Below are 20,011 nucleotides of genomic sequence, written 5' to 3' on the forward strand. Positions count from 1 at the left end.
GTGTCGGTCGTCGTCTCGTCCATCGGGGGTGTCTCCTTCCGGAGGAACATCAGTCCCTCGCGTCTCCGGAGTTACACCGTTGATCGTATAGACCCAGTCGCTCTTGAAGTCCACTGTGCCTCGCTCCATGAGTTGCTCCAGGATGTGCCGAGCCGGCTTCGGGAGCAGGCCGAGCACCATCTCAGCGTACAAGGACGCGTTCTTGTGGCCTGCGTTGTTGAGGGTCACCAGGGCGGCGTGCACCACCTCCAGCGACGCCCGGTCGGTGAACCGGGTCACGGCTGCCAGGACGGCCAGGATCGTGAGCTCCGGGTTTCTCGCGGCCTCCGCGGTCGTGGTGACGAGCGGACGGTCCGGTCCGAACACCAGGGGCATGAGCGTGAAGCCCGGGTGTCCGGTCGTGATCGGTGTGCGCGCCCAGTCGGCCACCGACTGGCTGGGACAGAGGACGACGAGCAGGGCGGGGCACTGCTCACGGCGCCGCAACTCGGTGATGTAGATGGGCCAGGTGAACCTCTTCTCCTTGTCCTTCTTGAGCTGCTGTTCGACGACCACGGCGAGCCGCGGTCTCGAGGTGTCGGGCGGACGGAAGAGCACCACGTTGTCGGCCCGGAAGGCCGCCGTGGTCTTGGTGAGCTCCTCCGAGGCGGGGGTCACTAAATCTCCCTCGGGGACCGCGATGTCGAAGGCTTTGCTCAGGAGCTGGCCTATGACCTCGGGGTTGTCTCGGATGAGCTTGATGGGGGCTTCGTGCCTCAGTGAGACCATGACACGGAACGTTAGCGTTCGACTACTGTCGATAGTAGAACTATCGATTAACCTGCGAATATTCTTTTTCGGATCACTGATCTGAAATGAGCTAGTCTGGCTTCGTGGGGCGAATCGGACGGCCTAGGGTGCGGACTCCGGTGCTGCGCGAGGAGCTGGTCGCGGTGGCGACGGGACTTCTCGCGGAGGGCGGGAGTCCGGCGGTGACGACGCGGGCCGTGGCGGCGGGGGGCGGGACGTCGCTGGCGGCGGTGAACGAGCTGTTCGGGGGTAAGGCGGGGCTCGTTCGGGCTCTCTTCGCGGAGGGGTTCGGGTGGCTGGCGCAGGAGCTGGAGGCTCTCGGGCCCGATGCGGGGGTCCTGGAGGTGGCGCTGGCGGTGCGGGACTTCGCGCGCAGGCGGCCTCATCTGTACGAGGTGATGTTCTCGCGGCCGTTCGCCGAGTTCCGGCCTGGGCCCGAGGACGCGCGGGCGTCCGAGGTCGTCCACCGGGTCGTGATGGAACGGGTGGCCGCGGAGGTCGAGGGGGACGTGAAGGACGCGGCGATCGGGCTCTTCGCGGTCGTGCAGGGGTTGGTGGCGATGGAGACGGCCGGGTTGCTGGGCAGTACGGCCGAGGCCGCCGAACGGCGGTTCCGGGTGACGGTCGAGGCGACGCTCAAGGGGTTCTCATGAACGGTTTCGTGGCTTGGCACCGGCCCAGTCCGCTGCTCGACGCGCTGGGCGGCTTCATGCGGGATCCGGACGATCCGCTTCGGGCGGGGTTCGTGGTGGAGGGGGCGAAGACGAACGCGCGGGGCTTCCTGCACGCGGGGACGATCGCCACGATCGCGGACGTGGTCATCGGGCACGCGCTGGCCGTTCAGAGCGATCCGCCGGTGCCGCTGGTGACGGTCAACCTGTCGTGCGACCTGGTGGGGGCCGCGCGTTCGGGCGAGTGGGTGGACGTCACCGTGACGCCGACCCGCGTCGGGCGGCGCCTGGCGTCCGGGACGGCCACCTTCGCGACGGAACGGGTCGTCGCGAAGGTCACCGCCCTCTTCATGCCGGCGACGGGCGCCTGACGCGATAGCGCAGATGGGTGACGCTCTTCGCGGCCTCCTCGCCGTCCGGGGAGGTCAGCTGGCGGACCTGTTCGAGCTCGATGTGGTCCGGCAGGTCGTCGAAGAGCCGGCGCCCCCGCCCCAGGAGAACGGGCACGACGTGCAGTTCCAGTTCGTCCATCAGCCCGGCTCGCAACAGCGCCTGCGCGGCGCCGGCCCCGTGCACCATGATGTCGCCGTCCCCGGCCGCGGCGCGGGCGAGCGCGGCGCACTCGTGCACGTCGGTGACGTAGCGGATACTTCCCGGCGGGTCGTCGGGGGCCTCGTGGGTCAGGACGAAGACCGGAACGCCGTCGTGGTGGTCGCCCTGCCAGCGGCCCGCCAGCTCATAGGTGCGGCGGCCGGAGATGACGGCGCGGGTGGCCATCGCCTCGGCGACCACCTGCCCGTTCGGCCCCGGGTCGTCGCGCCGGTCGAGCCAGTTGAAGAGGCGGCCGCCGCCGATGCCGAGCGGGGCGTCCGCGTCGTCCTTCGGGCCCGCGATGAAACCGTCCAGGGACATGGTCATGTAAAGCCGGATCACTGCCATGGGTCGTCCGTTCCTCGAGATGCGTCCTTGGTCAGAACGTAGGCGGGCCGGCCCGGCCGGACCTTGAACGAAACCGTCATGTTGGCGACACTGCTGGGATGCCGGAGGCCGGGGAGCGCTGGTTCCGGTGGCCGCAGAGCTACCGGGAGCGGCCGCCGCGCGCCGAGCTGGCGCCGTACGTGAGCTGCGTGTGGGTCCAGGAGGTGGGCCCGGACGCCCCTCCGTACGTCTTCCAGGCCGTGCCGAACGGCAGCGTCGAGATCGTCTGCGTCCTGGGTGGCCTGCCGCACGTGATCGGCGTCCAGTCGGGGCGTACGAGGGAGACCCTCGCGCCCGGCACGGTGATGGTCGGCGTCCGGCTGCGGCCGGGCGCGGCGGCTCCGCTGCTGCGGGCGTCCGCCGGCGAGCTGGCGGATCTCACCGTCGGCTTCGACGACGTGTGGCGCGGCTCGGCCCAGCGGATGGGCGAACGGCTGGCGACCGTGTGCTCGCCCCAGGAGGCCGCCGCGCGGCTGGAGGCCGAGGTGCTCCGCCGGATCCGCGCCGCCACCGGCCCCGACCCGCTGGTCCGGGCCGCGGTCGGGCTGCTCATCACCGACCCGGCCAACGCCGTGCGCACGCTCACCACCGAGCTGAACATCTCCGACAGCCAGCTGCGCCGCCGGTTCGTGACGGCCGTCGGATGCCCGCCCAAGGTCCTGCACCGGACGTTGCGGTTCTGGGGGTTCCTCGCGCTGGCCCGGGCGGGCGCACCCGGTTCGTCGCTGACCACGCTCGCCGCGTACGCGGGCTACGCCGACCAGGCCCACCTGACCCGCGAGTGCGCCGCCATCACCGGAATGCCCCCGACCGAGCTCCTGGCCGGCATCGAACGCAACTGCGGCGAGAGCCACGACCACTCCGCCACCTATCAGCCGCTCCTGAGAGCCCGAAGGTCGAGGGAACCGCAGGGGCGGATCGGACACTAGAAGGTCATGACTCTCCAACCCCCCGCGGACGCGGAGTTGTGGGGCCGTGCCCGGGACGGCGACGAGCAGGCCTTCGGCGTGCTCTTCGACCGGCACTCGCGCACGGTCTACAACTACTGCTTCCGCCGCGGCCCGGGCGCCCGCGCCGCGTCCCGGCCAGTACGTCTACACCGAGGCCGAGTCGCGGGGCTTCGACACGCCGCGGGTGATCCGTTCGAGGACCTGGTCGTCGGTGGACGGCACGCGCATCGGGCTGAAGATCGAAGGAGGTCAGCGGTTCTGGGTCTGCGAGGCCGTCCGGAAGCCCGCGCCGTCCACGGCGCCCGCCGACTGCGAGAACCAGCCGTTCTACCGCCGTGACCTGCCGGTCGACGCGAAGGCCATGCGCGCCTGGCTCTACAGGAGCCCCTGGGGCACGCTCCTCCCGCCGGACGTGCGCGCCTACAGCCGCGTCCAGGAGCTCCTCGCCGGCTCCCAGCTGACGCCCGCCGCGCAGGCCGCGGTCTTCAAGGCGACCGCGACGCTCCCCGGCGTGAAGGTCGTCGAGTCGACCGCGCGGCACGTCGCGGTGGGCCAGGCCTGGCGCGGCGTCCGGATCGAGTTCCTGTTCGCCCCCGGGACGTACCGTTTCATCGGCGTCCGTACCGTCGCCGACCACGACCGTTCGTTCCAGCCCGAGGGCGGCAAGGAGCCCCCGAAGGTGCTGAAGGGCCCGAAGCGTGCGGCCGATCCGTGGACGCGGTACGGCGCCGACCAGAAGCAGGGCACCCACCTGCTCTCCTGGATGATCCTCGACCAGCGTGTGGTCGACGCCATCCCGCCCGCCCAGCTCAAGAGCTGACCCGCCCCCGTCCGGGCCCGAGCCGCCGTCCGGGCCCGGGCCCGGACGTCAGGGGATGAGCGGGTGGGTGGCGGTGGGGGCGTGGGAGGGGTGGGTGGCGAGGGGTTCGAACTCGTTGACGCTAGCGATGTCGGTGCCGCTCATCGAGATGTTGGTGACACGTTCGAGGATGGCCTCGACGACGACGGGGACGCGGTGCTCGTGGGCGAGTTTCCTGGCCTCCTCGAACGCGGGCAGGAGGCCGGCGGGGTCGAGGACGCGGAGGGCCTTGCAGCCGAGGCCCTCGGCGACCTTGACGTGGTCGACGCCGTAGACGCCCAGTTCGGGGGTGTTGACGTTCTCGAACTCCAGGCTGACCTGGAAGTCGATGGCGAAACTGCGCTGCGCCTGGCGGATGAGGCCCAGGTAGGAGTTGTTCACCACGACGTGGACGTACGGGATGTTGTGCTGGGCGCCGACCGCCAGCTCTTCGAGCATGAACTGGAAGTCGTAGTCGCCGGACAGGGCGACCACCTGGGCGTCGGGGTCGGCGGTGGCGACGCCGAGGGCGGCGGGGATCGTCCAGCCGAGGGGGCCGGCCTGGCCGCAGTTGATCCAGTGGCGCGGGCGGTAGACGTGGAGCATCTGGGCGCCGGCGATCTGGGAGAGGCCGATCGTGGTGACGTAGCGGGTCTCGGGGCCGAACGCGCGGTTCATCTCCTCGTAGACGCGCTGCGGCTTGAGCGGGACGTCGTCGAAGTGGGTGCGGCGCTGGAGCCGCGCCTTGCGGTCCTGGGCGGAGGCGGCCCATTCGCGGCGGTCGGGCAGGTCGAGGTCCCGGGCGACCTCGACGAAGAGCTCCAGGGCGGCGCGCGCGTCGGAGGCGATGCCGAAGTCGGGCATGAAGATCTTGCCGAGCTGGGTGGGGTCGACGTCGACGTGCACGAACGTGCGGTCGCGCGTGTAGACGTCCAGCCTGCCGGTGTGGCGGTTGGCCCAGCGGTTGCCGATGCCGAGGACGAAGTCGGACTCCAGGAACGTGGCGTTGCCGTAGCGGTGCGAGGTCTGGAGTCCGACCATGCCCGCGTTCAGCTCGTGGTCGTCGGGGATCGTGCCCCAGCCCATCAGGGTCGGGATGACCGGGACGCCGGTGAGCTCGGCGAACTCGACGAGGAGGTCGGACGCGTCGGCGTTGATGATCCCGCCGCCCGCGACGATCAGGGGGCGGGACGCGGCGTTCAGCATCGCGATGGCCTTCTCCGCCTGCGCGCGGGTGGCGCGCGCCCTGAAGACCGGCAGCGGCTCGTAGGTGTCCGGGTCGAACTCGATCTCGGTCAGCTGGACGTCGACGGGAAGGTCGATCAGGACGGGGCCCGGGCGGCCGGAGCGCATGACGTGGAACGCCTGCTGGAACACGCCGGGGACCTGCGCCGCCTCCAGCACGGTGACCGCCATCTTGGTGACGGGCGTGGCGATCGAGGCGATGTCGACGGCCTGGAAGTCCTCCTTGTGGATCACCGAGGTGGGGGCCTGGCCGGTGATGCACAGGATGGGGATCGAGTCGCCGATGGCCGAGTACAGGCCGGTGATCATGTCGGTGCCGGCGGGGCCGGACGTGCCGACGCAGACGCCGATGTTGCCCGCGCGGGTGCGGGTGTAGCCCTCGGCCATGTGCGAGGCGCCCTCGACGTGGCGGGCCAGGACGTGGCCGATGCCGCCGGAGGCCTTGAGCGCGGCGTAGAACGGGTTGATCGCCGCGCCGGGGACGCCGAACGCGGTGTCGACGCCCTCGCGCTTCAGGATCTCGACCGCGGCGCGGGCGGCTGTCATTCGAGGCATGTCGCGCTCCTCAGGGGTCGCTGAACACACGGCGCGGCGCACGAAGGCGCGGCCGTCGTCAGGTGAAGGTCGGGTGTGCTGCTCGGTACGACGCGGCAGCGGTCAGGCGGTCGGGCGGTCGGGCGGAGGCTCAGGCCAGGGACTCCCAGCGGCGGACGAGGTCCGCCTCGCCCTCGGGGGTGAGGCCGCCGAGGAGGCGGAGGCGGGCGATGCCGCCGCACGGGTGGATGTCGACCCGTACGTGGGTGGCCTCGCGGTCGCCGGCGAGGCGGTAGCGGTGGCGGCCGTCGGGCTGGAGGCGGGTGCGCTCCAGGATCGGGAACCACGCGTCCTCGTCGTCCGGCGAGGCGGAACGGGCGTCGATGGCGAAGAGCGACGCCGCGGCGGGCGCGTTGAACTTCAGGTTGGTGAGGTCGATCTCGGCGAGTTCGACGACGCCCGGCGCGGCCAGCCGGATGATCGCCCACTCGTTGCCGGGCTCGCGGCGGCGGGCGGTCTCCCAGCCCTCGGCCTGGTTGCGGGCGAGGCCGGGGGCGAGCATGTTGTCGGGCCGCGAGTAGAACATGTTGGAGCAGCCGGTGACGCGGGCGCCGTTCTCGAGCGCCGCCAGGTCGACGGTGAGGCCGGTCAGCAGCGCCGGGTCGGCGACGGGCTCGCCGTGCACGCGGAGGCGGGCGATGCCGCCGTCCGGGATCATGTTCAGCCGCACGTGCGTGAAGCGCCGTTCCACCGCGACGTCGAACGTGTGCTCCGCGTCGCCCTTGATCGGGCTCTTCGGCACGATCTCCACCCAGTCGGCGGCGTCCAGCTCGGCGAGCGAGGGGAACCCGCCGGCCGCGCAGGCCTCGACGGAGGCGTACGGCGGGTAGTTGCCCTTGAACCAGGCGGTGTCGATCACGACGCCGCGGATCACGCCGGGCAGGCCGAGCCGCACGATCGCCCAGTCGTGCCCCAGCTCGCCGTTCTCGTCCGGGCGGCGGCGCGCGGTCTCCCAGCCGTCGTACTCCTGCCCCTTGGCGCCGAACGTCTCCGGCTGGAAGGCCGGCCGCCAGGGGTTGATCAGGTTCTCCTTCTCCTCGAACGACTCGTCGCTCGCGGCGATCACCGAGCCGCCGAAGGAGCGGACGGCGAGGTCGGGAAGGGACGTGAAATCACTCATCAGGCGGTCTCTTTCCGGTCGGGTCGGCGCAGGAGCTCGCCGCGCGGGGTGCCGTCGGCCACCGCGCCGCGCAGCCAGGTGGCCTGGACGACGCCGCTCAGGGAACGGCCCGCGTACGGGGTGACGGGATGGCGGTGGTGCAGCGCGGCCGGATCGACGGTGAACGGCTCGTCGGCGGCGAACGCGACCAGGTCGGCGTCGGCGCCGACCGCGATGCGGCCCTTGCCGGTGAGCCCGGCGAGGTCCGCGGTGCCCTCGGCCATCCAGCGCACGACGTCGCCGAGGCCGTGGCCGCGGGCGCGCGCGGCGCTCCAGACGGCGGGCAGGCCGAGCTGGACGGACGCGATGCCGCCCCACGCGGAGACGAAGTCGCCGCGTTTGAGCTCGGGGGTGCAGGGCGAGTGGTCGGTGACGACGCAGGAGATCACGCCGTCGGCGAGGCCGCGCCACAACTCCTCGCGGTTGCCCGTGTCGCGGATCGGCGGGCAGCACTTGTAGGACGTCCCGGGGAGGCCGTCTACCGGGGCGGGGACGTCGTCGGCTGAGAGGGTCAGGTAGTGCGGGCAGGTCTCGGCGGTCACCGGCAGCCCGCGTGACCGCGCCTTGGCCAGCGGCTCCAGGCAGTCGGCGGCGGACAGGTGCAGGATGTGCGCCCGGACGCCGGTCCGCTCGACCAGGCGGATGACCTGCTCGACCGCGCTGCGTTCGGACGAGGGCGGCCGGGAGGCGAGGAACGCCGGGTAGCCGCCGTCGGCGGGCGGTTCGAGGATCGCGGGGTCCTCGGCGTGCACGATGACCAGCCCGCCGAACGAGGCGATCTCGCGGAACGCGGCGTGCATCTCGTCGTACGACAGCGGCGGGAACTCGGGCACGCCCGAGTCGGCGGTGAAGCACTTGAACCCGAAGACGCCGTGGTCGTGCAGCGTGCGCAGCGCGGGCACGTTGCCGGGGACCGCGCCGCCCCAGAAGCCGACGTCCACGTGCACCTGGCCGGCGGCGACGTCGCGCTTGACGGCGAGCGCCGAGGGGAGGGTGGTCGGCGGCAGCGCGTTGAGCGGCATGTCGACGAGCGTGGTGACGCCGCCGGCCGCGGCGGCACGGGTCGCGGTCGCGAAGCCCTCCCACTCGGTGCGGCCGGGCTCGTTGACGTGCACGTGGGTGTCGACGAGACCGGGCAGCAGGGCGGTGTCGCCCAGGTCGACGTCGGCGGCCGCGGCGAGCGCGGCGCCGTGCTCCTCGACGGCGGCGATCCGGCCGTCCCTGACCGCGACCGCGGCGGGGCGTTCGCCGTCCGGCAGCACCGCCCGCCGCGACCTGATCACCAGGTCGTACGCGTCGCCGCGCGGCTCGTTCCGGTGGGTCTCGTTCACGCCGCCCCTCCCACGGGTGTCGTCTCCGGGCCGCCGGACGAGCCGAGCCAGGTGCGGCCGATCTCCTCCGCCAGCCGTTCCAGCAGCGGGCCCGCCTCGGTCATGCACCGTTCCGGGTCGGGTTCGATGTCGGTGAGCGCGTAGGCGCTCTGCAGGCGGGCCTTGCGGAGCTGCTCGCCCGTCAGCGCGCGCCGTCCGGCGACCGCGACGGCGGGCACGGCGGCCTTGGCCGCGGCGCGCGCCACGCCGACGGGGGCCTTGCCGCGCAGCGACTGCCGGTCGAGCGAGCCCTCACCGGTGATCACGAGCCGGGCCCCGGCGACCTGCTCGGCGAAGCCCAGCAGGTCCAGGAGGTAGGAGATGCCGGGCCTGACGGTGGCGTTCAGGAAGACCATGGCGCCGAAGCCCACTCCCCCGGCCGCCCCGGCGCCCGGCCGCTGGGCGGCGAACGCGCCGAGGTCGCGGCGGGCGATCGTCTCGAGCCGGGCGAGGCCCTGCTCCAGGGTCCTGACCTGGCCGGGCGAGGCGCCCTTCTGCGGGCCGAAGACCGCGGCGGCGCCGTCCGGGCCGAGCAGCGGGCTGTCGACATCGCTCGCGACGACGACGGTCACGCCGTCCAGCCGTTCGGCCAGGTCGCCGGTGTCGATCGACACGAGCGAGCGCAGCGCCGCCCCGCCGGGCGGCAGCGGCCCGCCGTCGGCGTCCAGGAGGCGCACGCCCAGCGCGGCCGCCATGCCGGCGCCGCCGTCGGTGCAGGCGCTGCCGCCGAGCCCGAGGACGACGCGGGTGGCGCCGCCGCGGACCGCCGCGTCGATCAGCTCGCCGGTGCCGTGGCTGGAGGCCGTGAGCGGCGCGGGCTCGCCGCCGGGGAGCCGCCGCAGCCCGGAGGCCTCGGCGAGCTCGATCACGGCGGTGTCGCCGCGGACGGCGTACGAGGCGGTGACCGGCTCGCCCGTCGGCCCGGTGACCGAGGTCTGGAGCCGGGCGAACCCGGAGGCGACGGCGGCGTCGACCGTCCCGTCCCCGCCGTCGGCGACCGGCATGGCGACGACCGGCAGGTCCGGGTGGACGCGGCGCAGGCCGGCGGCCACGTGCGCGGCCACCTGGGCGGCGGTGAGCGAGCCCTTGAACTTGTCCGGGGCGATCACCACCTGCCCCCGCTGAGATTTCGCCATGATTGTCACCATTCTCGCCGTCTTTACGTTTCGCCGGTATTTCTGGGCGCCGTTTCTGGAGGAACGCCCAGCCAGGGCCGCGAGCCCCCGTCAGGCCGCCGTGCGTCCCGACAGTTCCTCGACGACCTTGAGGAGCGCCGAGTGGTCGAGCGAGCCGTAGCCCTTGGCCCTGGCGGCGGCGATCAGCTGCGCGACCAGCGCCGTCATCGGGAGGGACACCTCGGCGGAACGTGCCGCGGCGGACGCGATGCCCATGTCCTTGTGGTGCAGGTCGATCCGGAAGCCCGGCTGGAACCGCCGGGCCAGCATCGACTCGCGCTTGATGTCGAGGATGCGGCTGGCGGCGAGGCCGCCGGCGATCACGTCGAGCCCGGCGGCCGCGTCCACGCCGGCCGCCTCCATGAGCACGATGGCCTCGGCGACCAGGGCGTACGTGCCGCCCACGATCAGCTGGTTGGCGGCCTTGACGTACTGCCCGGCGCCGCTGCCGCCGACGCGCTCGTAGGTCCTGCCGACGACCTCGAAGATCGGCGCGGCCGCCTCGACGTCCTCCGGGGCACCCCCGACCATGATCGACAACACCGCGTCGACCGCGCCCTGCTCGCCGCCGCTGACCGGGGCGTCCAGCACGCGCAGGCCGAGCTCGCGGCCCGCGGCGGCGACCTTGATCGAGGTCTCCGGCCGGACGGTGGAGAAGTCGATCAGCAGCACGCCCGGCTTGGCGTGCCGCAGCACCCCGCCGTCGTCGCTGCCACCGTCGCCGCCGGCGCTCTCGTCGCCGAAGATCACGGTCTCGACGTGCTCGTCCTGCGGGAGCATCGTGATGACGATCTCGGCCTCGGCGACCGCCTCGGCGACGCCGGCCGCGCCGGTGCCGCCCGCGGCCACCAGGCGGTCGACGCCCTCCTGGGCGACGTCGTATCCGGTGACCTCGTGCCCGGCCCTGACCAGGTGACCGGCCATCGGGCCGCCCATGATGCCGAGTCCGATGAAAGCGATCTTGCTCATGAGGGGAGGTTCTCCATCCAGGTGAAGTCGGTGGCGCCCGCGGGCTTGTACTCCAGGGCGACCGTTCCGGCGTAGCCGGCGGACTCCAGGGCGGCGAAGAGCGCGGTGAAGTCGATGTCGCCGGTGCCGGGGTGGTCGCGGCCGGGCGCGTCGGCGATCTGCACGTGGCCGATGTCGGCGGCGTGGGCGCGTACGGCCTTCTCCAGGTCCTCGCCGTTGGAGGCCAGGTGGAAGCTGTCGAACAGGAACCTGACGTTCTCCGGGCCCTCGGCGCGCACGCGCTCGACGACGGCGATCGCGTCGGCGGCGGTCTCCAGCGGGTACGCGCCGTTGAGGCCGCGGGCGAGCGGCTCGATCAGCACCGTGCCGCCGAACGCGCCGACCGCGCGGGCCGCGTGCGCGAGGTTCCGGGTCGCGACGCGGTCCTGCTCGGAGTCGGCCACGCCGTCCACGCGCTGCCCGTAGAGGGCGTTGAAGGCGCGGACGCCGGTGCGCCCGGCGATGCGGACCAGCACGGCGACGCTGTCGCGGAACTCGGCCGAACGGGCCGGGTCGGAGAGCACGCCGCGCTCCCCCGCCGGCATGTCGCCCGCGTAGAAGTTGAGCCCGGTGAGCTGGACGCCCGCGTCCTCCAGCGCCTGGCAGAACGTGTCCACCTCGCCGTCGGACGGCACCGCCACGCCGGGCCAGGGCCACCAGAACTCGACCCTGCCGAAGCCCGCCGCCCTGGCCGCCGCCGGGCGTTCCAGCAGCGGCAGCTCGCCGAACAGGATCGAGCAGTTGACCACGTAGTCGTCCCGGGCCGTCACGTCGCTTCCCACCATCACGCCGCTTCCTTGGTCTTCCGGTATTCGCCCCAGCTGCCGTGCTCGGTGATGTCGGTCAGCCGGGCGTACGAGGTGTACGGGCGGCGCAGCACCATCGCCAGCGACGAGGTGCCGTCGGCCAGCTCGACGACGCCGAGCTCCAGCTCCGGCGGCTCCGCCGGGAGCAGTCTGTCGCGCAGCACGTCCATCGGCACGTCGTAGACCTCGCCGTGGACCTCCGTGCCGCCGTGGGCGACGGGCTGGAGGGCCGGGCACTGGTCCCCCACCGAGTAGAAGCGGTAGCGCGCCGCGGTGGTGGTCTCGGCGACCAGCGGGGCGCCGTCCAGCAGATGGTGGAGCGGACCGCCACGCATGGCGCCGCCGTTCAAGAAGATCAGTGGCATCTCGGTCCTCTCATGTCGGTGCTCATTTCGTCAGACGAAATTACATTGCCGCGTCGTGAAAGTGAGACTAGGTCGGGTGGTCAGGGGCGTCAAGGAAGCCTGTGGTGTCCTACGAGGGCCTCCGGCGCGGCGGGCGGAGCCGTTGTAGGAACGACTCAGGCCACGCTCGCGGGCGCCTCCCTGTCGTGGTGGATCGGCCCCTCCGTACGCCCCAGGGACACACCGGACCCGCCCCGGCGCAACGCCACGAACTCGGCCGCGATCGACAGCGCCGTCTCCTCCGGCGTCCGCGCGCCCAGGTCGAGACCGATCGGCGAGTGCAGGCGCGCGAGCTCCGCGTCGGTCGTCCCGGCGGCGCGCAGGCGGCGCAGGCGGTCGTCGTGGGTGCGGCGCGAGCCCATGGCCCCGACGTACGCGACGGGCAGGCGCAGCGCGACCTCGAGCAGCGGCACGTCGAACTTGGCGTCGTGGGTGAGGACGCAGACGACCGTCCGGCCGTCGATCAGGCCACGTCCGGCCTGGTCGTCCAGATAGCGGTGCGGCCAGCCGACGACGACCTCGTCGGCGTCGGGGAAGCGGGCCGGGGTGGCGAAGACCGGCCGCGCGTCGCACACCGTCACCCGGTAGCCGAGGAACGCGCCCACCCGCGTGAGGGCCGCCGCGTGGTCGATCGCGCCGAACACCAGCAGCCGCGGCGCCGGCGCGTACGACTGGACGAACACGTCCAGGCCCTCGCGGCAGCGCACCGACCGGATGCCGGTGATGCCGCCGTCGAGCATGGCGCGGGCCTCGCCGACGACGATCTGGTCGACGTCGGCGAGGCCCGAGCCGCCGTGGTGACGGTCGGGCCACACCACGAGGGTCGTGCCCGTCCCGTCCATCAGATGGGCGAAGGCCACCCGCTCGTCGCGTGAGATCGCCGTCAGCGCCCGGTCGGGAACCGGCCCCGGCCGGACGAACACCTCGATGGTGCCGCCGCAGGTCAGCCCCACGGCGAGGGCGTCGTCGTCGCTGTAGCCGAAGCTCTCCCTGACGGCCCTGCCGGAACGGAGGGCCTCCCGGCACAGCTCGTACACCGCGCCCTCGACGCATCCGCCGGAGACGCCGCCGATCGCCTCGCCCGTCTCCGAGACCGCCATCGCGGCGCCCGGCCGCCGGGGCGCGCTGCCCGCGACGGAGACGACGGTCGCGATGGCGTACGCGGTGCCCGCGTGGTGCCAGTCGTGCAGCCGGTCGGCGATCTCACGCATCCCCGGACCTCCTAGTTGATCCCCAGGGCCTGCTCGATGGGGTGCAGCGCGAAGTAGGCGACGAAGACCGCCGACAACACGTAGTTGAGCCAGTGGATCTCGCGGAACCTGCCGCGCGCCGCCTTGAGCAGGACGAACGACAACACGCCGGCCGCGACGCCGACCGTGATCGAGTAGGTGAACGGCATGAGGACGATGGTCAGGAACGCCGGGACGGCGACGTCCAGGTCCTCCCAGTCGATCTTGCGGGCGTGCGTCATCATCAGCGCGCCCACGATGACCAGCGCGGGGGCCGCCGCGCCGATCGGGATGACCCCGGCCAGCGGGGTGAGGAAGATCAGCGCGGTGAGCAGGGCGCCGGTGACGACGCTGGCCAGGCCGGTCCTGGCGCCCTCGGCGACGCCCGCCGCCGACTCCACGACCGCGGTGTTGGCCGAGCCGTTGACGCCGCCGCCGATGATCGCGCCGAAGCCGTCCACCGTCAGGATCCTGCTCAGGCCGGGCATCCGGCCCTGCTCGTCCAGCAGCTCGGCCTCCTCGCCGACGCCGAGGATGGTGCCCATCGCGTCGAAGAAGCCGGACATCACCAGCGTGAAGAGGATCACCGAGGCGGTGACCACGCCCGCCCTTTCGAACCCGCCGAACAGGTCGACGTCGAACAGCAGGTCGAACCGGGGCGTCGCGACGACCGAGTCCGGCAGCTTCGGCTCGACCGGTCCCCAGAGCTTCGGGTCGATGGCGAACGCGGCGTTCAGGCCGATCGCCAGCGCGGTGGCCGCCACGATGCTGATCAGCATCGCGCCGGGCACCCTGCGGACGAACAGCACCAGCATCAGCACCAGGCCCGCGCAGAAGACGACCACCGGCCAGCCCGCGAGCTTGCCGAAGACGCCCAGCGTGACCGGGGTGGAAGAGGTGTCGTGGTGGCCCACGAAACCGGCGTCCACCAGGCCGATCAGCGCGATGAACGCGCCGATGCCGACGCCGATGGCCTGCTTGATGGCGAGCGGGATGGCCTCCATGATCAGCGTCCGGATGCCGGTGAGCGCGAAGACGACGATGACGACGCCCTCCAGCACCACCAGCCCCATGGCCTGCGCCCAGGTCATGTGCGGCGCCGCCTGGAAGACCACGATCGGCGTGACGCCGAGCCCGGCCGCCATGGCCAGCGGCGCGTTGCCGACCAGGCCCATCAGGACGGTGCTGATGCCGGCCGACAACGCCACCATGGTGGTCAGCTGGGCCGGGTCGAGCGTGGCGCCGGTGACGTCCTCGGCGTCACCGATGATCAGAGGGATCAGCACGACCAGGTAGGCCATCGCCACGAACGTGGTGATGCCGCCCCGCACCTCGCGGGCGACGGTCGTGTTCCGGCCGCTGAGATCGAAGAAACGATCCAGCGCCGAACCCGATGGGGTGGATGCCGGAGACTCCGGGGGTGGGGTCTTGGTCTCGGTCACGGTTCGGTGCCCTCCTCGCGGGCGCGATCGACCGCCGGGCGGCCCCGGACCGCGCGGGTCCGGGTGCCGTCCGTTCGTCTCGATCGGTGCGGTTGTGGGGTCCGTCCCCGCGATGCCGTCCCCCGAGTACACGGCGCGGGGCGCCCCTGTTGATCAACTGCTCTGGAGAACCGGAGCCGTCGGCTGGGGCGTTGGTCAGCCGAGGGTGATGTGCTCCGGTCGAACCGGCACTCGGGTGAGTGCTCTGCCGGTGGCGTCGCGCACGGCCGCGACGATCGCCGGGGTGGAGGAGAGCGTGGGTGGCTCTCCGGCGCCCCGCAGCCCGTATGGGGCCTTGGGGTCGGGGTTCTCGAGGATGTCGAGCCGCATCGGCGGCATGTCGAGGATGGTCGGGATGAGGTAGTCGGTGAACGAGGGGTTCCGGACCAGCCCGTTCGCGACGACGATCTCCTCCATCACGGCGAGGCCGAGGCCCTGCGCGGTGCCGCCGTGGATCTGCCCCTCCAGCGACAGCAGGTTGAGGATCCTGCCGACGTCCTGGACGGCCGCCAGCTCGACGACCTTGACCAGGCCGAGGTCCACGTCCACGTCCACGACCGCGCGGTGCACGCACAGCGCGAGCTGGGTGTGGCTGTCGCCCTGCCCGGTGACCGGGTCCATCCTGCTGGTCGGGTGGTGGTGGTACTCGCGGGTCTCCTCGATGACGTCGTCGCCGAGGATCTCCTCGATCGAGGCGATGACGCCCTCACCCCGCGACACGACCTTGCCGCCGACCACGTTCAGGTCGCCCTGCCCGATCCCGGGGTGGGCCCGGCCGAGCTTGCGTACGGCCATGGCGAGCAGCTCGGCGCGCACCGCCTCGCAGGCGGTCTTGACCGCGCCGCCGGTCATGTACGACTGGCGCGAGGCGCTGGACGAGCCGGCGTCGCCGACCTGGTTGTCGGCCGGGTGGATCGTCACCCGCTGCACGCCCAGCTCGGTGCGGGCGATCTGCGCTTCGAGCGTCACCAGCCCCTGGCCGACCTCCGCCGCCGCCGTGTGGACGAGGGCGGTGGGCTCACCGCCGATGACCTCCAGCCGCACGCGGGCCGTGGAGAAGTCGTCGAAGCCCTCGGAGAAGCAGATGTTCTTGATGCCGACGCCGTAGCCGACGCCGCGCACCACGCCCTCGCCGTGCGTCGTCTGGGACGCGCCGCCCGGCAGCTCGCGGATGTCGATCGTCCCGTCGGGCCCGGCGCCGAGCGGCTCCGGCAGCGGCATCGCCTCAAGGCGTTCCAGCATCTCGGCCAGCGGCGCCGGCGACTCGACGACCTGGCCGGTCGCCAGCCTGGAGCCCTGGCTGACGGCGTTGATCCGCCGGATCTCCACCGGGCTGACGCCGCAGGCCTCGGCCAGCTTGTCCATCATCGACTCGTAGGCGAAGCACGCCTGCACCGCGCCGAAGCCGCGCATCGCGCCGCACGGCGGGTTGTTGGTGTAGACGCCCCACGCGTCGATCCTGATGTTGGGGATCTCGTAGGGGCCGACGCCGAGCGAGGCGGCGTTGCCGGTCACGTTGAGGGTCGCCGAGGTGTACGCGCCCCCGTCGAGGATGATCTCCACGTCGGCGTACAGCAGCCGCCCCTCGGCGGTCGCGCCGAACTCGTACCGCATCTCGGCCGGGTGGCGGTGCACGTGGCCGAAGAACGACTCGTACCGGTTGTAGGACATCTTGACCGGCTTGCCGGTGTGCAGCGCGAGCATGCCCGCGTGGATCTGCATCGACAGGTCCTCGCGGCCGCCGAAGGCGCCGCCGACGCCCGCCAGCGTCATGCGGATCTCGCTCTCGTCCAGGCCGAGGCAGGGCGCGATCTGCTTGAGGTCGTTGTGCATCCACTGGGTCGACACGTACATGTCGAGCCCGCCGTCCTCGCCGGGCACGGCCAGCCCGGACTCGGGCCCGAGGAACGCCTGGTCCTGGATGCCGACGCTGTAGTCGCTCGACACGACCACGGCGGCCTCGGCCCTGGCCGCCTCGACGTCGCCGACGCGCACCGGCTGGTGGCGGGCGATGCCGCCGCGGTCCTGCACGCGGAGGCCGTCCGGGTCGGCGATCACGGCGCGGGCGTCGGTGATCGGCTCCAGCACCTCCCACTCGATCGCGATCTTCTCGATCGCGCGGCGGGCGATCTCCGGGTGGTCGGCGGCGACCAGCGCGATCGGCTCGCCCTGGTGGCGGACCTCGCCGATCGCCAGCACCGGCTGGTCCTCGGTGTGGTCGAGGCCGTACACCTTGCGGCCCGGCACGTCCTCGTGGGTGAGGACGGCGTGGACGCCGGGCAGCGCCAGCGCCGGGCCGATGTCGATCGAGAGGATCGTGGCGCGCGGGTGCGGGCTGCGCAGCGTGGCGCCCCACACCATGCCGTCCATCCACAGGTCGGACGCGTACGCGAACTCGCCGGAGACCTTGAGCGTGCCGTCGGGCCGCAGCGGGCTGTCGCCCACCCCGCCCTGACCGGGCGCGGCCACATGGCCCGGCGTCTTCACCGGGCCGCTCTTCACCGGGCCGTTCCCGACCGGGCCGCTCTTCACCGGGGGCGCCATCAGAGAACCTCCTCCGCGAGCTTCATCAGGCGGCGGTGGGCGTCCGCGCCGCGGCGGGCCACCTCGTCCTGCGGCACGCTGACCAGCACGTCGTCCTGGACTACGGTCGCGCCGTTCACCAGCAGCCGGGCCAGCGGCGGGGTCTGCCCGTACGCGAACGCCGTCACCGGGTCGTCGATCGCCGCGTGGAACCCGTCGACCCGCCAGAGCGCGATGTCGGCGAGCTTGCCCGGCTCCAGCGAGCCGATCTCGGCGTCGCGGCCGAGCAGGCGGGCCCCGCCGATGGTGCCGAGCGCCAGCGCCTGGCGGGCGGTGAGCGCCGTCGGGCCGTACCTGGCGCGCTGCATGTACATGGCCTGCCGGACCTCGCCGGCCAGCGGGACCATCTCGGCGGACGCGGCGCCGTCGACGCCGAGGCCGACCGGGACCCCGGCGGCGAGCATGTCGGAGACCCGGGCGATGCCCGCGCCGAGCCGCGCGTTGGAGCTCGGGCAGTGCGCGGCGCCGGTGCCGGTCGCGGCCATCTTCTTGATGTCGGCGTCCTGGAGGTGCACCGCGTGCGCGTACCAGACGTCCTCGCCCAGCCAGCCCAGCGTCTCCATGTAGTCGACCGGGGACATGCCGAACTGCTCCTGGCAGTGCTCCTCCTCGTCGAGGGTCTCGCACAGGTGGGTGTGCAGCCGCACGCCCTTGGCCCGGGCGAGCTCCGCCGACCGTACGAGCAGCTCCCTGCTGACCGAGAACGGCGAGCACGGCGCGACCGCGACGCGGAGCATCGAGCCGAACGACGCGTCGTGGTAGCGGTCGATGGCCGCCTCGGTCTCGGCGAGGATCGTCGGCAGGTCCTCGACCACCTCGTCCGGCGGCAGCCCGCCGTGCGACCGGCCGCGGTCCATCGAGCCCCGGCACGGGTGGAAGCGGATGCCCAGCTCGGCCGCCGCGTCGATCCCGGCGGCGAACAGGTCGCCCCGGCCCTTGGGGAACACGTAGTGGTGGTCGGAGGCGGTGGTGCAGCCGGACTTGAGCAGCCAGCCGAGCCCGGCGGACGCGGCGCCGGCGACGACCTCGGCGTCCATCTTGGACCACGGCTTGTAGAGGGCGACGAGCCACTCGAACAGCGTGTTGTCCTTGGCCAGGCCCTGGCTCGCCCACTGGTAGAGGTGGTGGTGGGTGTTGACCAGGCCGGGCGTCGCCAGGCAGCCGCGCGCGTCGATCCGCCGCGTGCCGTCCCCCTCGCCGCCGATGCCGGCGGGAGCCGGGCCCGCGCCCACGGCCGTGATCGTGTCGCCCTCGACCACGATGTGGCCGGACGGGTGCTCCTCGCCGGTCACCGTGACGACGTAGGCGTTCTCGATGATCGTGGTGGTGGTTCCGGAAGCGCTCACCGGGCGGCCGCCTCTGCCTTGCGGGACGCCGCGAGCCGTACGGCGTCGAGGATCTTCTCGTACCCGGTGCAGCGGCACAGGTTGCCGGCCAGCGCCTCGCGGATCTCCGCGTCGGTGGGCTCGGGGTTGCGCTCGATCAGGTCGTGCGACTGGACGATCAGGCCCGGGGTGCAGAACCCGCACTGGACGGCGCCCGCCTCGACGAACGCCTCCTGGACCGGGTCGAGCCGCTGGTCGCCGGCGCCGGTCGAGCCCTCGGCCAGGCCCTCGACCGTGATCACTTCACGGTCCTGGACCTGCCCGGCCGCGACCAGGCACGAGCACGCCGGGACGCCGTCGAGGTAGACCGTGCAGCTGCCGCATTCACCCTGCTCACAGGCGTTCTTGGAGCCGGGCAGGCCCATCCGCTCGCGCAGCGTGTAGAGGAGGCTCTCGCCCTCCCAGACGTCGTCGACGGTCTCCTTCGAGCCGTTCACGGTGAAGGTCACGCGCATCAGGAGGCCTCCCTTCCAGTGATCTTGTTGGCGCGGTAGTCGTTCCAGGCCCAGGTCAGGGTGCGGCGGGCCATGACCGCCAGGGCGTGCCTGCGGTAGTCGGCGGTGCCGCGGACGTCGTCGATCGGCGCCGCGGCCTCCTTGACCAGCTCGCCGAAGTGCCTGGCCACCGAGATCGGCAGGGCGTCGCGGCCCTCCCAGTCCAGCTCGCCGGAGAGGAACTCCTCGGCGGCGGTGGCGCGGCGCGGCGTCGGCGCGGCCGAGCCGACGCCCGTCCCGACGCGGCGCTCCTCCGGGTGGAGGGCGATCGCGAACGAGCAGACGGCGATGACCATCGCGTTCCGGGTGCCGATCTTGGAGAAGTACTGGGCGCCGGTCGCCGGGGTGATCCAGAACGCCCGGATCAGCTCGTCCGGCTCCAGGGCGTTGCGCTTGACGCCCAGGTAGAACTCGGTCGCCGGGATCATCCGGACGCCGCGCGCGGCCGACTCGACCTCGATCACCGCGTCCCCCGCCAGCAACGGCGGGTGGCTGTCGCCGGCGGGCGAGGCGGCGCCGAGGTTGCCGCCGACCGATCCGCGGTTGCGGATCTGCGGCGAGCCGACCGTCCGGGACGCCTGGGCCAGGCCCGGCAGCACGTCGCCCAGCTCGTCGATCAGGCGGGCGTAGGGCACCGCGGCGCCGATGCGGAGCCTGCCGTCCTCGGCGGTGTCATAGGTGGTCAGCTCCGTGACCGGGTTGAGGTCGAGCAGCGCGGGCGGGCGGTGGACGTCGAAGTTGAGCTCCACCATGACGTCCGTGCCGCCCTGGATCGGCAGCGCGTCCGGCTGCGCGGCCTTGGCGGCCAGGGCGTCCGCCCAGGTCACGGGACGTAGGAAGTCCATGTCGTCA

General features: G+C 72.6%; 19 protein-coding genes. 4 read left to right on the forward strand and 15 right to left on the reverse strand.

All coding sequences use genetic code 11. The features are described 5' to 3' along the window. The coding region (locus ABZ810_RS30125; RefSeq protein ID WP_358409097.1) for a hypothetical protein at positions 1 to 768 on the reverse strand (768 nt) is incomplete at its 3' end. Between the two features lie 128 nt (positions 769 to 896). On the opposite strand from ABZ810_RS30125, the gene ABZ810_RS30130 reads away from it, so the two are divergent. Together ABZ810_RS30130 and ABZ810_RS30135 are read left to right on the forward strand one after the other, a co-directional pair. Further along, positions 897 to 1,442 carry a WHG domain-containing protein gene (locus ABZ810_RS30130; RefSeq protein ID WP_358409099.1) on the forward strand — a complete coding sequence of 182 codons (546 nt, stop codon included), beginning with the start codon at positions 897 to 899 and terminating at the stop codon, positions 1,440 to 1,442. After that, a complete protein-coding gene (locus tag ABZ810_RS30135) occupies positions 1,439 to 1,831 on the forward strand; it encodes a PaaI family thioesterase (protein WP_358409101.1) in 393 nt (130 codons plus the stop codon). The genes ABZ810_RS30130 and ABZ810_RS30135 overlap by 4 nt, the downstream gene beginning before the upstream one ends. Here the strand turns inward: ABZ810_RS30135 and ABZ810_RS30140 are convergent. Continuing rightward, positions 1,809 to 2,399 carry a dihydrofolate reductase family protein gene (locus ABZ810_RS30140; RefSeq protein WP_358409103.1) on the reverse strand — a complete coding sequence of 197 codons (591 nt, stop codon included), beginning with the start codon at positions 2,397 to 2,399 and terminating at the stop codon, positions 1,809 to 1,811. The genes ABZ810_RS30135 and ABZ810_RS30140 overlap by 23 nt on opposite strands. 98 nt (positions 2,400 to 2,497) lie before the next feature. Between ABZ810_RS30140 and ABZ810_RS30145 the strand changes: the two genes are divergently transcribed. After that, positions 2,498 to 3,367, forward strand: a complete 870-nt coding sequence (locus ABZ810_RS30145) for a helix-turn-helix domain-containing protein (RefSeq protein WP_358409105.1) — start codon at positions 2,498 to 2,500, stop codon at positions 3,365 to 3,367. Positions 3,368 to 3,572: 205 nt separating this feature from the next. Further along, positions 3,573 to 4,208 carry a hypothetical protein gene (locus ABZ810_RS30150; RefSeq protein ID WP_358409106.1) on the forward strand — a complete coding sequence of 212 codons (636 nt, stop codon included), beginning with the start codon at positions 3,573 to 3,575 and terminating at the stop codon, positions 4,206 to 4,208. Positions 4,209 to 4,256: 48 nt separating this feature from the next. On the opposite strand, the gene gcl is transcribed toward ABZ810_RS30150, so the two are convergent. From gcl to ABZ810_RS30215, 13 genes are all read right to left on the reverse strand, one after another. Continuing rightward, entirely contained in the window at positions 4,257 to 6,026 is a 1,770-nt protein-coding gene (gene gcl, locus ABZ810_RS30155; protein ID WP_358409108.1) for a glyoxylate carboligase, read from the reverse strand. A 130-nt stretch (positions 6,027 to 6,156) separates the two neighbouring features. After that, positions 6,157 to 7,185, reverse strand: coding sequence for an allantoicase (gene alc / locus ABZ810_RS30160; RefSeq protein ID WP_358409110.1), 1,029 nt, complete (start codon positions 7,183 to 7,185; stop codon positions 6,157 to 6,159). After that, on the reverse strand, positions 7,185 to 8,555 hold the full coding sequence (allB, locus tag ABZ810_RS30165; protein ID WP_358409111.1) for an allantoinase AllB: 1,371 nt from the start codon (positions 8,553 to 8,555) through the stop codon (positions 7,185 to 7,187). The genes alc and allB overlap by 1 nt, the downstream gene beginning before the upstream one ends. Beyond that, positions 8,552 to 9,730 carry a glycerate kinase gene (locus ABZ810_RS30170; RefSeq protein WP_358409113.1) on the reverse strand — a complete coding sequence of 393 codons (1,179 nt, stop codon included), beginning with the start codon at positions 9,728 to 9,730 and terminating at the stop codon, positions 8,552 to 8,554. Before ABZ810_RS30170 ends, allB begins: the two co-directional genes overlap by 4 nt. A 90-nt stretch (positions 9,731 to 9,820) precedes the next feature. Further along, on the reverse strand, positions 9,821 to 10,738 hold the full coding sequence (locus ABZ810_RS30175; RefSeq protein WP_358409115.1) for an NAD(P)-binding domain-containing protein: 918 nt from the start codon (positions 10,736 to 10,738) through the stop codon (positions 9,821 to 9,823). Further along, on the reverse strand, positions 10,735 to 11,562 hold the full coding sequence (locus ABZ810_RS30180) for a TIM barrel protein (RefSeq protein ID WP_358409526.1): 828 nt from the start codon (positions 11,560 to 11,562) through the stop codon (positions 10,735 to 10,737). Before ABZ810_RS30180 ends, ABZ810_RS30175 begins: the two co-directional genes overlap by 4 nt. Next, positions 11,562 to 11,948 (reverse strand): gamma-glutamylcyclotransferase, encoded by a 387-nt coding sequence (locus tag ABZ810_RS30185; RefSeq protein WP_358409117.1) that lies wholly within the window; start codon positions 11,946 to 11,948, stop codon positions 11,562 to 11,564. Before ABZ810_RS30185 ends, ABZ810_RS30180 begins: the two co-directional genes overlap by 1 nt. Positions 11,949 to 12,103: 155 nt before the next feature. Further along, positions 12,104 to 13,198 carry an XdhC family protein gene (locus ABZ810_RS30190; RefSeq protein WP_358409119.1) on the reverse strand — a complete coding sequence of 365 codons (1,095 nt, stop codon included), beginning with the start codon at positions 13,196 to 13,198 and terminating at the stop codon, positions 12,104 to 12,106. 11 nt (positions 13,199 to 13,209) lie between these two features. Next, positions 13,210 to 14,658, reverse strand: coding sequence for an NCS2 family permease (locus tag ABZ810_RS30195; protein WP_358409121.1), 1,449 nt, complete (start codon positions 14,656 to 14,658; stop codon positions 13,210 to 13,212). A 195-nt stretch (positions 14,659 to 14,853) separates the two neighbouring features. Continuing rightward, positions 14,854 to 17,241 carry a molybdopterin cofactor-binding domain-containing protein gene (locus ABZ810_RS30200; RefSeq protein WP_358409123.1) on the reverse strand — a complete coding sequence of 796 codons (2,388 nt, stop codon included), beginning with the start codon at positions 17,239 to 17,241 and terminating at the stop codon, positions 14,854 to 14,856. Continuing rightward, positions 17,241 to 18,626 (reverse strand): 8-oxoguanine deaminase, encoded by a 1,386-nt coding sequence (locus tag ABZ810_RS30205; RefSeq protein WP_358409125.1) that lies wholly within the window; start codon positions 18,624 to 18,626, stop codon positions 17,241 to 17,243. Before ABZ810_RS30205 ends, ABZ810_RS30200 begins: the two co-directional genes overlap by 1 nt. Further along, positions 18,623 to 19,120: a (2Fe-2S)-binding protein gene (locus ABZ810_RS30210; protein WP_358409127.1), complete on the reverse strand. Its 498-nt coding sequence runs from the start codon at positions 19,118 to 19,120 to the stop codon at positions 18,623 to 18,625. The genes ABZ810_RS30205 and ABZ810_RS30210 overlap by 4 nt, the downstream gene beginning before the upstream one ends. Further along, positions 19,120 to 20,004, reverse strand: a complete 885-nt coding sequence (locus ABZ810_RS30215) for an FAD binding domain-containing protein (RefSeq protein WP_358409129.1) — start codon at positions 20,002 to 20,004, stop codon at positions 19,120 to 19,122. Before ABZ810_RS30215 ends, ABZ810_RS30210 begins: the two co-directional genes overlap by 1 nt. Between the last annotated feature and the right edge of the window lie 7 nt (positions 20,005 to 20,011).

Source organism: Spirillospora sp. NPDC047279, from assembly GCF_040643285.1.
Taxonomy (GTDB): Bacteria; Actinomycetota; Actinomycetes; order Streptosporangiales; family Streptosporangiaceae; genus Spirillospora.